The sequence below is a fragment of the Arthrobacter sp. YAF34 genome (assembly GCF_052113245.1).
In the GTDB taxonomy this organism is placed as follows: Bacteria; Actinomycetota; Actinomycetes; order Actinomycetales; family Micrococcaceae; genus Arthrobacter.
On the sequence record NZ_JBFRCV010000002.1, the window covers coordinates 322,183 to 335,389 of the forward strand.

13 protein-coding genes are annotated in these 13,207 nt (G+C 67.2%); 11 read left to right on the top strand and 2 right to left on the bottom strand.

Features of this window, described 5'->3' with window-relative positions:
• Positions 1-12: 12 nt before the first annotated feature.
• The gene (locus AB4Y72_RS03825) at positions 13-1,227 is read right to left on the bottom strand and encodes a pyridoxal phosphate-dependent aminotransferase (RefSeq protein ID WP_441424829.1); all 1,215 of its coding nucleotides are present in this window, start codon (positions 1,225-1,227) and stop codon (positions 13-15) included.
• Between the two features lie 100 nt (positions 1,228-1,327).
• Between AB4Y72_RS03825 and truB the strand changes: the two genes are divergently transcribed.
• The 3 genes from truB to AB4Y72_RS03840 are packed head-to-tail and all read left to right on the top strand — an operon-like array spanning position 1,328 to position 3,160.
• The gene (gene truB, locus AB4Y72_RS03830) at positions 1,328-2,293 is read left to right on the top strand and encodes a tRNA pseudouridine(55) synthase TruB (RefSeq protein WP_441424830.1); all 966 of its coding nucleotides are present in this window, start codon (positions 1,328-1,330) and stop codon (positions 2,291-2,293) included.
• Positions 2,293-2,646 carry a hypothetical protein gene (locus tag AB4Y72_RS03835; RefSeq protein WP_441424831.1) on the top strand — a complete coding sequence of 118 codons (354 nt, stop codon included), beginning with the start codon at positions 2,293-2,295 and terminating at the stop codon, positions 2,644-2,646. Before truB ends, AB4Y72_RS03835 begins: the two co-directional genes overlap by 1 nt.
• Position 2,647: 1 nt before the next feature.
• On the top strand, positions 2,648-3,160 hold the full coding sequence (locus AB4Y72_RS03840; protein WP_441424832.1) for a hypothetical protein: 513 nt from the start codon (positions 2,648-2,650) through the stop codon (positions 3,158-3,160).
• 27 nt (positions 3,161-3,187) lie between these two features.
• On the opposite strand, the gene AB4Y72_RS03845 is transcribed toward AB4Y72_RS03840, so the two are convergent.
• Positions 3,188-3,739: an NUDIX domain-containing protein gene (locus AB4Y72_RS03845; RefSeq protein ID WP_441424833.1), complete on the bottom strand. Its 552-nt coding sequence runs from the start codon at positions 3,737-3,739 to the stop codon at positions 3,188-3,190.
• 140 nt (positions 3,740-3,879) lie between these two features.
• Here AB4Y72_RS03845 and AB4Y72_RS03850 point away from each other — a divergent pair, with 140 nt between their 5' ends.
• The 8 genes from AB4Y72_RS03850 (at position 3,880) to AB4Y72_RS03885 (ending at position 13,080) form a co-directional block, all read left to right on the top strand.
• A complete protein-coding gene (locus AB4Y72_RS03850; protein WP_441424834.1) occupies positions 3,880-5,610 on the top strand; it encodes a DUF222 domain-containing protein in 1,731 nt (576 codons plus the stop codon).
• A 102-nt stretch (positions 5,611-5,712) separates the two neighbouring features.
• Positions 5,713-6,309, top strand: a complete 597-nt coding sequence (locus tag AB4Y72_RS03855) for an adenylate kinase (protein WP_441424835.1) — start codon at positions 5,713-5,715, stop codon at positions 6,307-6,309.
• Between the two features lie 9 nt (positions 6,310-6,318).
• Positions 6,319-6,726, top strand: coding sequence for a hypothetical protein (locus AB4Y72_RS03860; protein WP_441424836.1), 408 nt, complete (start codon positions 6,319-6,321; stop codon positions 6,724-6,726).
• Between the two features lie 190 nt (positions 6,727-6,916).
• Positions 6,917-7,900: a bifunctional riboflavin kinase/FAD synthetase gene (locus tag AB4Y72_RS03865; RefSeq protein WP_441424837.1), complete on the top strand. Its 984-nt coding sequence runs from the start codon at positions 6,917-6,919 to the stop codon at positions 7,898-7,900.
• A gap of 95 nt (positions 7,901-7,995) precedes the next feature.
• Positions 7,996-8,850: a tryptophan 2,3-dioxygenase gene (gene kynA, locus AB4Y72_RS03870; RefSeq protein ID WP_441424838.1), complete on the top strand. Its 855-nt coding sequence runs from the start codon at positions 7,996-7,998 to the stop codon at positions 8,848-8,850.
• Entirely contained in the window at positions 8,847-10,175 is a 1,329-nt protein-coding gene (locus tag AB4Y72_RS03875) for a kynureninase (RefSeq protein WP_441424839.1), read from the top strand. Before kynA ends, AB4Y72_RS03875 begins: the two co-directional genes overlap by 4 nt.
• A gap of 138 nt (positions 10,176-10,313) precedes the next feature.
• The gene (gene rpsO / locus AB4Y72_RS03880; protein WP_018774485.1) at positions 10,314-10,583 is read left to right on the top strand and encodes a 30S ribosomal protein S15; all 270 of its coding nucleotides are present in this window, start codon (positions 10,314-10,316) and stop codon (positions 10,581-10,583) included.
• A 247-nt stretch (positions 10,584-10,830) separates the two neighbouring features.
• Positions 10,831-13,080 (top strand): polyribonucleotide nucleotidyltransferase, encoded by a 2,250-nt coding sequence (locus AB4Y72_RS03885; protein ID WP_441424840.1) that lies wholly within the window; start codon positions 10,831-10,833, stop codon positions 13,078-13,080.
• Positions 13,081-13,207 lie beyond the last annotated feature (127 nt).

Genomic DNA, 13,207 nt, shown 5'->3' on the forward strand with positions numbered 1-13,207 from the left:
AGCGCCGTGTGCTCAGGCTATGGCGCCGGCCGTGCCGGCGGTAGGGTCTGTGGACCCGGCACGGCCCGCCGCCGGGTCGCGGGCGGGAAGGCGCCCGAGGCCCTCCACGAGATCGGCTTCGCTGCCGCAGAGCGCAATGCGGATCCAGCCCTCACCGATGGAACCGAACGCCGTGCCCGGGGCGAAGGCCACGCCGGAGTCCGCCAGGAAGCGGCGCGTCCACGCCCGGACATCCCCGCCGCTGACGTGGGAGACGTCCGCCCAGAGGTAGAACGCGCCCTGGGCGGTGAGGTAGGGGATGCGGTGGGAGCGCAGCACCGCGGAGGCTGCGTCGCGGTTGGCCCGGTAATGGGCATGGGCGTGGGTGACGTAGTCCTGGGGGCCGGTCAGTGCGGCCAGTGCAGCGTACTGCGACGGCGAGGCCACGCAGGACACGATTGCCTCCATGACGTTGTTCATCTTCTGCTCCAGGCCGGGCGGGCAGATCAGGGCGCCGATGCGGAGCCCGGTCAGCCCGTAGGTCTTGGAGAGCGTAAGCGAGGTGAACACGCGGGCTTCACCCGGAACCTCACTGTCGAAGCGGGCCGGGCTGACATGCGGGACGTCGTAGGTGAACGCCTCGTAGCATTCGTCCGAGATGACCCAGAGATCGTGCCGCCGCGCCAGCTCCACGAGGCGGCGGGTCAGATCCTCGCCCAGGACGGCTCCGAGCGGATTGGACGGGGAATTCAGGATGAGCACCTTGGTCCGGGGCGTGATGAGGGCTTCGATGTCCTCGATCCGCGGCTGGAAATCGTGGTCCGGGTACAGCGGGTAGCGAACCGGGACCGCGTGCAGCAGGCTGCTCGTCATCGCAAAAGTGGGATAGCCAGGGTTGGGGATCAGGATCTCGTCGCCGGGGGAGAGCAGCAGGCTCATGGCGAAGTGCAGGCCCTGCTGGGCGCCGTCGACCACATAGACCCGGTCTGCGCCGACCGGCGTCGCGTTGTGTTCACGGAATCGGGCGGCGAACGCCTCGCGCAGGGCCGGGATCCCGGCATTGGGCGTGTAGTTGGTCTCGTCCCGGTCGAGGCAGGCCATTCCGGCCTCTAGGACGTGGCGGGGGACGGCGAAGCCGGGCTCGCCGATACTCAGCACGATCGCGCCGGGCGTTGCCCAGGCGGCTTCGGTGATCTCGCGGATCTGGTTGATCGGGACATCGCGGACGTGTGGGGCAAGCTCGGGCATGTGTGCCATCCTAACGGGCGGCGTCCGGAATGCGCCGAGCTCCGCCTGGCAGCCGGGCCGTGGGCGGTAGGGCACGGCTGGCCCGCATATACTGGGAGGCGTGCTTTCTGGACTGGTGATAGTGGACAAGCCGCAAGGCTGGACCAGCCACGATGTGGTTGGACGGATGCGGCGGATCGCCGGTACCCGAAAGGTCGGTCACGCCGGGACGCTGGATCCCATGGCCACCGGCGTTCTCGTGGTCGGCATTAACAAGGCCACCCGGCTGCTGACCTACATCGTGGGCACCTCCAAGACCTACACGGCCACCATCAAGCTCGGCGAATCCACCGTGACGGACGACGCCGAGGGCGAGGTCACTGCCACCCGCAGTGCCGCCGGGGTCACCGAAGCCGCTGTCCGCGCCGGCGTCGCCGCCCTGACCGGGGAAATCGAGCAGGTTCCCAGCAGCGTCAGCGCCATCAAGGTCAACGGTGAACGCGCCTACGCCCGGGTGCGGTCCGGGGAAGAGGTCAAGCTCGCGGCCCGGCCGGTGACGATCCACCGCTTTGAAGTCCACGAGATCCGCCGCCTCCGCGCCGGGGACCCAGACGGGGAGGCCCTGGAGGTGGATGTTACGGTGGAGTGCTCCTCGGGTACGTACATCCGCGCACTGGCCCGCGACCTCGGTGACGCGCTCGGCGTCGGCGGCCATCTGACGGCCCTCCGCCGGACCCAAGTGGGTCCCTACACGCTTGACCAGGCGCACACCCTCGAACAGCTGGCGGAAAAGCTGGACGTCCTGGAGATCTCGGACGCGGCGCGGGCGCTGATGCCGAACCGTGAACTCAGCGAGGCGGAGACCACCGAGATTTCCTTCGGCCGCAGGATCGCTGCCGGGGCCGCGGCCGGCACGCCGGAAGCAGCCACCGCGGATAATCCTGCAGCGGCGTTCGCGCCGGACGGGACCCTGGTGGCCCTGCTGGCCGACGCCGGAAGCTACGCGAAGCCGGTGCTTGTCTTCGCACCGGATAATGAAAAACGCTCCAATGAAAAGCCGGCGAGCGAAGAGCGGGCCGGCCAGTAGTGGACGCGTATTTCTACATCATTTTGGTGGTCGGGTTGCTGTCCACCATCATCTGCGCCGTTGCGGGCATCATGAAAAAGGCGCCCAATGACACGACGATCCTGTCGGTGGCCGCCGTCGAACTTTCCCTCCTGGTTTATTTGGTCGGGTCGATTGTCCGTGTGGCCAGCGGAGAGCAGATCGCGGGGGAGCCGTGGGAGTTCTGGGGCTATATGGCAACGGCGCTGCTGCTCCCTATCGCGGCCGTCTACTGGGCCATCCTGGAGCGGACGCGTTGGAGCAACTTTGTCCTGGCCGCCATCGGCGTCACAGCCGTGGTGATGGCCGCCCGTATGAACCAGATCTGGTACTGACATGGAAGAGGCAGAAAACGTGAGCGCAAAATCCCCGCAGGATGGCCCGGGCAACCCTGCGGCGCCGGACTCCGGTATCGCCGGGAAAGCGGCCGCCGGGCTGCCGGCCCCGACCAATACCCGGAACACTGGACCCGGCCGGCTGCTGATTGCGGTCTACGCCATCTTCGCGATTTCCGCCACGGCGCGGGCCGGCTACCAGATCCTGACGAAGTTTAACGAGGCGCCGCTCGCGTACCTGCTGTCCGCCTTCGCCGCGGTTGTCTACGTGGTGGCCACTGTGTCCCTCGCGAAGCCGGGCCGCACAGCGTTCAAGGTCTCCGTGGTGGCGGTCCTGGTGGAGCTTGTCGGCGTCCTCGTGGTGGGGGCACTGAGCGTGTTCGATTCGGTGAATTTCCCGCATGAGACCGTGTGGTCCCTGTTCGGCCGCGGCTACGGATTCGTCCCGCTGCTGCTGCCCATCTTGGGACTCATCTGGCTTTACCGCCGGCGGCCTTCGTCCCAACAGGCGTAGGCCGGGCTGTCCTTCCGGGGCGTCCTCTTAGGCCCGGCCGGAGGTTCGCAGGGCTTCAGTGAGCCTGCTTCGCAGCCCCGGCCACGCCGCGGCGAAACCGGGGTGCAGTTCCCGGCTGGCGACGGCGTCGATCCCCACCCAGGCCAGTTCGAGGCTTTCAGGGTCACTGATCGCGGCTTCGAAAGGCCGGTGTGCTTCGGCAACCACCGTCGTGTAAGTCCAGTAGCCGACATCGAACACCGATGTGAACAGGACCCGAACGTTCTCCGGCGGCACGGCGGCCTCTTCCCGCGCTTCCCGCAAAGCGCCATGAATGGCATCTTCCCCTTGGTGCAGGGCGCCGCCGGGCAGTCCCCAGGTGCCGCCCTGATCGCTCCACAGGGCGCGGTGCTGGAGCAGGACGCCCTTTTCGGGGTCGTGGACCAGGAGCCCGGCGGAACCGAACCGTCCCCAAAACCGTCCACGCTCGCCCTCCACCCAGGCGTCACCCGGATCGCGTGGACCCAACGGGCGGCGCGGTTCGCCTGAGACGGGTCCCGCGAGTGCTTCTCCGGCTTGGGGTGCGGCTGTCCTGTCCATGCCTACAGCTTGCCACGCTCCGGTTCGTACGGCGTAGGGCAGGGCAGGCAGTGTTACGGCCGGTTGCTGGCCACCGGGCATGAGGCCTCAGTAGAAACAGGTCCATGAATCTTGTCGGACCCCGCCGCTAGTGTTTAGTCATGGAAGCCATTGGCGAGTTCATCCCGGATCAGGCCGATCGGCCAGGGTTCGCGATGCCCGGCCGGCTTCGGCAGTTGGGGGCCGTTCCCGGCGCTGCAGGTGATGCGGTAGATGTCAGCGTGGCCGCAGCGCTGGCGTTGCTGCGCACCTCCAGCGGGTCTGCCGCCGAGGACGTTGCACGTTTGGACCTTTTTCAGGCTTCGGAGTTCGCCGAAGGGGTCGAGGATCTGTCCCGCACGGTTGAGTATCTGCAGATCATCGCTGCCGCCGCGGTGGACCGCACGCGGCGAGAGGCGGCTGCGGCGGAGAAGGCATCCGCCGGGTGGGGCTCGGACACGGTGGCCGGTTCAGCCGGCGGCTGGCTGACGGGGTGGAACCAAGACCCCGGCGAGACCGACGGCAGGACGAACGGCAGCAGCGACGATGGGGCGGCGGCTGTCCGTGCGGTGGCGGACGACGGGTACCGGAACACGGCGGAGTTCCTGCGGGCGCGGCTGAGGATCAGCGCGCCCGAGGCCAAACGCCGGCTCACGCTCGCCGCCGAACTGCTGCCCCGCACCGGCATCGGCGGCCGTGACTTGCCACCGTCACGGCCAGAGCTCGCCGCCGCCGTCGCCGAAGGGACCGTCGCGACCCGCACCGCGACGATCATCGCGCTGTCCCTGGAACGGGTCCGGCACGTGGCCGCGCCCGAGACGGCAGCCACCATGGAACATGCTCTGACCCTGACGGCGATCGAGAACGACGCCGATTTCCTGGCCCGGATCGCCCGGCGCTGGACCGAGGCCCTGGACCAGGACGGCGCCGAACCCTCCGAGGACGTGCTCCGCCGACTCCAGGGCGCCTTCATCCGCAAACCCCGGCATGGAATGCAGCACCTGGAAATCTTCGCCACCGCGGACCAGTTCGAACACCTCGTGACGGTCATGAACTCCGCCACCAGCCCCCGCACCGGAACGGCCCCCGGAACAGGCCAGGACGGCGAAGTCGGCGCGATGGGCGGCCCAGTGGAAGACGGGCCGGAAAGCCAAGACGGGCGCGGTCCGGCCCCGGACGGCGCGGACGGCTCCGGTGACGGCCCTGCCGACGCACTCGACCGGCGCTCCCGGCCCCAACTGCTCCTCGACGGCCTGGTCGGTGCCTGCAAGGCAGCACTCGCCGCCGGGGGCCTGCCCGCCACCGGCGGGCTCCGGCCTCAGATCATGGCCACCATCGACTACCGGGACCTGCTCCAGCGCCTCGGCGGCACTGGCACCCTCGGCGGCGGCGCCGCCCTGCCTAACTTCGGCGCCGGATCCCTGAACCAGGGAACCGGCTCGCTGATGTTCACCGGCCCTATCACCGCCTCCACCGTCCGCAAACTCGCCTGCGACGCCGACATCATCCCAGTCGTGCTCGGCGGGGACGGCCAGGTTCTGGACATCGGCCGCGCCTCCCGGGTCTTCCCGCCCCATATCCGTAAGGCACTCGTCGCGCGGGACCAGGGCTGCGCGTTTCCGCAATGCACCATCCCCGCGTCCTGGTGCGAGGCCCACCACATCGATTACTGGTCCCGGGGCGGCAGCACCGGAACGGAGAACGGCACATTACTGTGCTCGCACCACCACCACCTGATCCACAAAGAACAGTGGTCCATCCGGATGCGCGCCGGCATCCCCTGGTTCATCCCGCCCCCGCACATCGACCCGAGCCAGTCGCCCCGCCGGAACAGATACTTCCGCCTCGAATAGCCGAAGGATCCTCCTTGGTGCGCAGGGGAGTGCCGTGCCGGTGTCGAATGGCGCGAACGCGGTCCAGGGTAACGGCGCGGCACCTGTGGCATGCTGAACCTCGTGTGTTCCAGCAACGTCCCAGCGACTCCGTCCCGGGTCCTCTTCTACGGGGTGACGGGGAGCGGCAAATCCTCGGCGGCCAGGGCCTACGCCACAGCGACAGGTCTGCCCGAATTCTCGGTCGATGACTGCGTCGGTTGGCTCCCCGGGTGGGAGCAGCGGGATGCAGCCGAGCAGCGCGCCCTCGGCGCGGCCATCGCGGCCCGGGACCGCTGGGTGCTCGACAGCGCGTATGGCGGCTGGCGGGACCTGATCTTGGCCCGGGCGGAGCTGGTGGTTGCGCTCGACTATCCCCGCTGGCTGTCACTGTCCCGCCTGGTCCGCCGGACAGTGCGAAGGATCGTGGCCGGGCAGGTGGTCTGCAACGGAAACCGGGAGACCGTGGCCCGGGTGCTCGCCAAGGACTCGGTCATCCGCTGGCACTTTCAATCCTTCGCCCGCAAGCGACGGGTCATCCGGGACATGCAGGCCGTCCGGACCCTACGGGAAATGATCGTCTTCCGGCGGCCCAGGGACTTGGATGCCTGGCTTGCCGGCATAACCACGGCGCCCGGCGGGCCGAAAGCCTCTGAACTACGCCCGCCGCTGCGCGCTTAGGGTGGAGGCATGGACCAACGCCGGCTGCTGCTGCGGGCAGTGAAGTCGTTTCACACGTTCGCCTGGTTCAGTATCGAGGCTTGCATGGCCTATGTCCTGTACACCGGCATCAGGGGCCGAACGGACCGGAAGACGGGCGCTGCCGCCGTCGTGGTCGCCGGCGAGACGCTCATCTTTGCCGCCAACGGCTTCCATTGCCCGCTGACCGCCGTCGCGCAGGACCTCGGCGACGGTCTCGGTGCCGGTCTCAGCAATGGCAAGGGCTCTGTGACGGACATCTACCTGCCGCATTGGTTCGCAAGGAACCTGCCCGGGATCCACGTGCCGCTCATCCTCGCCGCCGTGCTGCTGCACTGGCGCAACTGGCGGAATCACGCCGTCCGGGACAGCCAGCGGAGGCTCTTGCTCGGGCGATAGTCAGCGCCAGCCCGGTCGCCGCCAGGCGGCTGCCCCTGAATCGACGTCCCGCCGGCCGTGCCGGAGCGGGCTGCCCCGAAGCCCTGCCGACCGTCCGGAAACCGAACGGATTGCGGGTAATCTTAGAGAGTTCCGGAGCCGGCACGGTCCCTCCGGAGGTGTTCATGGCAGGCAGCAAAAGGCGAGGTTGATGGTCCACATCTGGAACGATCTGTCCGAAGTCCCGGCGGACTTTGGTCCTTCGGTTGTCACGTTCGGCAATTTCGACGGCGTGCACCGCGGCCATCAGCAGGTGCTGTCGCAACTCATCCGCACGGCCCGACTGAACCACGCCCGCGCCGTCGCGATCACCTTCGACCCGCACCCCGCGCAAGTGCACCGCCCGGAATCGGCCCCGGAGCTGATCATGGGGCTGGAGGACAAGCTCGTGGCCCTGGGCGAGCTCGGCCTCGATGCCGTGCTGGTGATGAAGTACTCGCTCGAGCTTGCCAGCCTCACGCCGGAAGAATTCGTCTCCACGGTCCTGGTCGACGCCCTGAAAGCGAGCCACGTGGTGGTCGGACACGACGCCCGGTTCGGCCGCGGCAATTCCGGCGACCTCACCACCATGCAGGAGCTGGGCCGGAAGTTCGGGTTCGAGGTGCTGGTCATCAGCGAGTTCGGTTCGGAAGGCTTCCCCATCCACGACGACGCCGGGACGGACCGCCGCTGCTCGTCCACCTGGGTCCGCGAGGCCCTGCGTGCGGGCGACGTCGCTACCGCCGCCGCCGTGCTCGGCAGGGCGCACCGAATGCGCGGCGAGGTAGTACACGGTGCCGCACGCGGCCGCGACCTCGGCTTCCCCACGGCAAACCTCGCCCCGACCGCCAGCGGGTACATTCCCGCGGACGGCATTTACGCCGGCTGGCTCGTCGACCAGGCGGGCACGCGCTGGCCTGCGGCCATCTCCGTGGGCTCCAACCCGACGTTCGACGGCGTGAGCCGCCAGGTCGAGGCCCACGTGATCGACCGCCCGGAGGAGTCTCCGGACGACTTCGATCTGTACGACCAGACAGTTGTGGTGGAATTTGTCGCCAGGCTCCGCGGCATGGTGGCGTACCGTGGGGCTGAGGCATTGGTGGAGCAGATGCGCTTGGACGTCGTCCAGGCCCATGACATCCTGTTCGCCCGCTGAGAACCGGGCCGGACCGGCGTCCAACCCGCGCCGACGGCGTTCTGACTCATTCGAGCCGCGCTGATTCGCAGCCTGCGGCAAGGAAGGCAAGAAACGTGACCATCGAGAAGAACACGAGGGAGCTGGACCGGGACATCGTCCGGGACTTCAGCACGCGGATGAGCTACGCGTCCTATCTGCAGTTGCCCACACTGCTCAGCGCCCAGCAGCCGGTCAGCACTCCTGAACACCATGACGAGATGCTGTTCATCATCCAGCACCAGACCACGGAGCTGTGGCTGAAGCTGGTGCTGCATGAGCTTCGCAGCGCGGCCGCCTGGCTGCGTTCGGATGACCTCGGATCCGCGTTGAAAGCGATCGCCCGCGTCAAGCACATCCAGAAGACGCTGACCGAGCAGTGGTCGGTGCTGGCCACCCTGACGCCCACGGAGTACTCCCAGTTCCGCGGCTTCCTCGGCAACTCGTCCGGATTCCAATCCAGCCAGTACCGTGCGGTCGAGTTCCTCCTCGGCAACAAGAACGCCAAAATGCTTCCGGTCTTCGAATCAGACCCGGAAGCCCACGAAATGCTGCGCGAATTGCTCGAGGCACCCAGCATCTACGACGATTTCCTCGCCTATCTCAAGCGCCAGGGCCTTGACGTCCCGGCCTCCGTGCTGGAGCGCGACGTCACCAAGGCCCACGAGTTCTGCCCGGAACTGGTCCCTGTGTTCAAGTACATCTACGAGAACGCCGCGGACAACTGGGGCGCCTACGAGGCCTGCGAGGAGCTCGTGGACCTGGAGGACAACTTCCAGCTGTGGCGCTTCCGCCACCTGCGCACCGTGCAGCGCACCATCGGCATGAAGAGCGGCACCGGCGGATCCAGCGGCGCCGCATTCCTGCAGAAGGCCCTCGAACTGACCTTCTTCCCCGAGCTCTTCGCCGTGCGGACGGAGATCGGGCAGTGACCGGGATCAATGCGCAGGCTACGGGCGGGAGCGCCGACAGCCTGCTGCAGCGCGCCCGCGAGCTCGACGCCGCGGATCCGCTGGCCAGCTACTGGGAGCACTTCGTCGGCACGGACACGGACCTGTCCTACCTCGACGGCAACTCCCTGGGCCGGCCGCTCAAGCGGACCGTCACCGATATCAGTACCTTCATCCAAGACAGCTGGGGCGGCCGCCTGATCCGGGGCTGGGACGAGGAATGGCTTGAGCTGCCGCAGGCCATCGGAGACCAGCTCGGCCGCGCGGTGCTCGGTGCCGCGCCCGGGCAGACCATCATTGCCGACTCCACCACGGTGGTGCTGTACAAGCTGATCCGGGCCGCGCTGGCCGCGGTCACGGACCCGGCGCGGACCGAAATCGTCCTGGACACGGATAACTTCCCCACCGACCGCTATTTGGTGGAGGGAATCGCCCGCGAGGAAGGCCTGACGCTGCGCTGGATCGACGCCGATCCCGCTTCCGGTGTCACCGTCGACCAGGTGCGGGCCGCCACGGGGCCGGCCACCGCCGTCGTGGTCCTCAGCCAGATCGCCTACCGCTCCGGTTTCCTCGCGGACCTGCCGGCCATCACCGCCGCCATCCACGACGCCGGCGCCCTGGTGGTGTGGGACCTGTGCCACTCTGCCGGGTCGGTGCAGATCGCCCTGGACGACGCCGACGTCGACTTCGCGGCAGGCTGCACCTACAAGTACCTGAATGGGGGACCGGGATCGCCCGCGTTCGCCTACATCAATGCAAAGCACCTGGCCGCACTGCAGCAGCCGATCTGGGGCTGGATGGGACGCAAGGACGCGTTCGAGATGGGGCCCGGCTACGAGGCCGCGCCCGGAATCCGGGGCTTCCTCAGTGGCACCCCGGCAATCTTCGGGATGCTCGCCATGCGCGGCACGCTGGATCTGATCGAGGAAGCGGGAATGGCGGCGCTGAGGGAGAAGTCACGGCTCCTGACGGCGTTTGCCCTCGAACTCTACGATGCCTGGCTGGCGCCGGCCGGCGTGCAACTCTCCACCCCGCGGGACCCGGACCTGCGCGGCAGCCATGTCACGATCGACCACCCCGCCTTCCGTGAAATGACGGCCGTCCTGTGGGACCAGGACGTGATTCCCGATTTCCGCGCCCCGCAGGGCATCCGGATCGGGCTGTCCCCGCTGAGCACCTCGTTTGGGGAGCTCTACCGCGGCGTCGCCGCCATCCGCGAACTGCTGTCGGGCCCGGAAAGCGGAACGCCATCGGCCGCGGGCGGGGCCGGTAGTTTCGACAAGACCGCGGACGTGCCACTAAACTAAACGTTGGATCCGGCTGCAGTCCGTGGCGGCTGGTTCCTGTTGTGCACGGCGGGCCGCTCTGACGAGGGGCTAGCCGGGACGACACCCCCGGCAGTGAATTACTGTTTCGGGCCTCACGGCACATCTCTAGGAGTTATTGTGGCACTTGAAGCCGCTGTAAAGCAGTCCATCATCAAGGATTTCGCAACGTCCGAGGGCGACACCGGTTCGCCGGAGGTCCAGGTTGCAGTCCTGACTCAGCGGATCAAGGATCTCACTGAGCACATGAAGGAGCACAAGCACGATTACCACACCCAGCGCGGTCTGCTGGCCATGGTTGGTCGTCGCAAGCGCATGCTCACCTACCTCAAGAACACTGACATCACCCGCTACCGTAAGCTCATCGAGCGCCTCGGCCTGCGTCGCTAGTCAGCTTTAAGGGGCGGCCCCTTCCGGACCGGAAAGGGCCGCCCTCTTCAGGACAAAATTAAACAGGAGGATCAACCGCATCACGCATTCGCGGTCCTCGGTAGTGATCCCCGGGAACGGCCTCAAGGAATGAGGCCCGGCCCGTGGGTCTCGATCGATGACCGGGTGCAGTGCAGGCCAGTAGACAGATGCTGGACTGGGTTGATGCGGCTGGGCTCCGTGAACCATGAAACGGAGGTGACTCTCTATGGAGGGTCCCGAAATCCAGTTCTCAGAAGCAGTCATTGACAATGGCCGCTTCGGCAAGCGTGTAATCCGCTTTGAAACCGGCCGCCTTGCCAAGCAGGCCGCCGGCGCAGCGATGGTCTACATCGATGAAGAGACCGCGCTGCTGTCCGCCACCACGGCCGGCAAGCACCCGCGTGAAGGCTTCGACTTCTTCCCGCTGACCGTCGACGTCGAAGAGCGCATGTACGCTGCCGGGCGCATCCCGGGCTCGTTCTTCCGCCGCGAAGGCCGTCCGTCCACGGAAGCCATCCTGGCCTGCCGCCTCATGGACCGTCCGCTGCGCCCCGCGTTCGTCAAGGGCCTGCGCAATGAGGTCCAGATCGTCGTCACCGTGCTGTCCATCAACCCGGACGAGCTCTACGACGTCGTGGCCATCAACGCGTCCTCGATGTCCACCCAGCTCTCGGGCCTGCCCTTCTCCGGCCCGATCGGCGGCGTCCGCGTTGCCCTCGTGGCCGACGAGCACGGCTCGCAGTGGGTTGCGTTCCCGAAGCACTCCCAGCTGGAGAACGCCGTCTTCAACATGGTCGTTGCAGGCCGCATCGCAGGTGACGACGTTGCCATCATGATGGTTGAAGCCGAAGCCACCGACAACTCCTGGAACCTCATCAAGGAACAGGGCGCCACCGCCCCGACCGAAGAGGTCGTTTCCGAGGGCCTCGAGGCCGCCAAGCCGTTCATCAAGGCACTCTGCGAAGCACAGTCCGACCTGGCAGCCCGCGCCGCCAAGCCGACCGTTGAATTCCCGGTCTTCCTGGACTACCAGGACGACGTTTACGCCGCCGTGGAGTCCGCTGCCGCCGAGAAGCTGGCCGCTGTCTTCCAGATCGCCGACAAGCAGGAGCGCGACACCGCTTCCGACCAGCTCAAGGACGAGGTCACCTCCTCCCTGGCCGGCCAGTTCGAAGGCCGCGAGAAGGAGCTGTCCGCAGCCTTCCGCTCCGTCACCAAGCAGGTTGTGCGTCAGCGCATCCTCAAGGACCAGATCCGCATCGACGGCCGCGGCCTGACGGACATCCGCCAGCTCACCGCCGAGGTTGAGGTTCTGCCCCGCGTTCACGGCTCGGCCATCTTCGAGCGCGGCGAGACCCAGATCATGGGTGTCACCACGCTGAACATGCTCAAGATGGAACAGCAGATCGACTCGCTGTCCCCGGTGACGCGCAAGCGCTACATGCACAACTACAACTTCCCGCCGTACTCCACCGGCGAGACCGGCCGCGTCGGCTCCCCGAAGCGCCGCGAAATCGGCCACGGCGCCCTCGCAGAGCGCGCCATCATGCCGGTGCTGCCGTCCCGTGAGGAATTCCCCTACGCCATCCGCCAGGTGTCTGAGGCTCTCAGCTCCAACGGTTCGACGTCGATGGGTTCCGTCTGCGCCTCCACGCTGTCCCTGCTCAACGCAGGCGTGCCGCTGAAGGCTGCCGTTGCCGGTATTGCCATGGGCCTGGTCTCTGACCAGGTTGACGGCCAGACCCGCTACGCCGCCCTGACCGATATCCTCGGTGCCGAAGATGCCTTCGGCGACATGGACTTCAAGGTCGCCGGTACCTCCGAGTTCGTCACGGCCATCCAGCTGGACACGAAGCTCGACGGCATCCCGGCCTCGGTCCTGGCTGCCGCCCTGAAGCAAGCCCGCGAAGCGCGCCTGCACATCCTGGACGTCCTGAATTCCGCGATCGACACCCCGGACGAGCTCTCCGAGTTCGCGCCGCGCGTCATCGCGGTCAAGATCCCGGTAGACAAGATCGGCGAGGTCATCGGCCCGAAGGGCAAGATGATCAACCAGATCCAGGAAGACACCGGAGCCGACATCTCGATCGAGGACGACGGAACTGTCTACATTGGCGCCACCAACGGCCCGTCTGCCGACGCAGCACGGTCCGCGATCAACGCCATCGCCAACCCGCAGATCCCGGAAATCGGTGAGCGCTACCTGGGCACGGTCGTCAAGACCACTACCTTCGGTGCCTTCGTGTCGCTGACCCCGGGCAAGGACGGCCTGCTGCACATCTCCGAGCTGCGCAAGATCGCCGGCGGCAAGCGCGTGGACAACGTCGAGGACGTCGTCTCCGTGGGCCAGAAGATCCAGGTGGAAATCACCAAGATCGATGACCGCGGAAAGCTTTCCCTGTCGCCCGTTGTGGCTGACGAGGCAGGCTCCGAAAACACAGACAACGCTGAGGTCTCCGCGGACGCCGCAGAGTAGTCTCTCCTGAGTCAAACAGCGGGGCCGGTGGATCATCCACCGGCCCCGCTGTTCGTTAAGACCGGGACGGGTGCTCATGACACCGGCTGCTTGACCTCCTGAGCCTGCGGCCCCGGCGAATGCCCGA

Bases quoted from the DNA above. Each gene is read 5' to 3' on its own strand.
- AB4Y72_RS03825 (WP_441424829.1), bottom strand. From the start codon at position 1,227: ATGCCCGAGCTTGCCCCACACGTCCGCGATGTCCCGATCAACCAGATC.
- AB4Y72_RS03840 (WP_441424832.1), top strand. From the start codon at position 2,648: ATGGAAGAGGCAGAAAACGTGAGCGCAAAATCCCCGCAGGATGGCCCG.
- AB4Y72_RS03845 (WP_441424833.1), bottom strand. From the start codon at position 3,739: ATGGACAGGACAGCCGCACCCCAAGCCGGAGAAGCACTCGCGGGACCC.
- AB4Y72_RS03850 (WP_441424834.1), top strand. From the start codon at position 3,880: ATGGAAGCCATTGGCGAGTTCATCCCGGATCAGGCCGATCGGCCAGGG.
- AB4Y72_RS03860 (WP_441424836.1), top strand. From the start codon at position 6,319: ATGGACCAACGCCGGCTGCTGCTGCGGGCAGTGAAGTCGTTTCACACG.
- AB4Y72_RS03865 (WP_441424837.1), top strand. From the start codon at position 6,917: ATGGTCCACATCTGGAACGATCTGTCCGAAGTCCCGGCGGACTTTGGT.
- AB4Y72_RS03885 (WP_441424840.1), top strand. From the start codon at position 10,831: ATGGAGGGTCCCGAAATCCAGTTCTCAGAAGCAGTCATTGACAATGGC.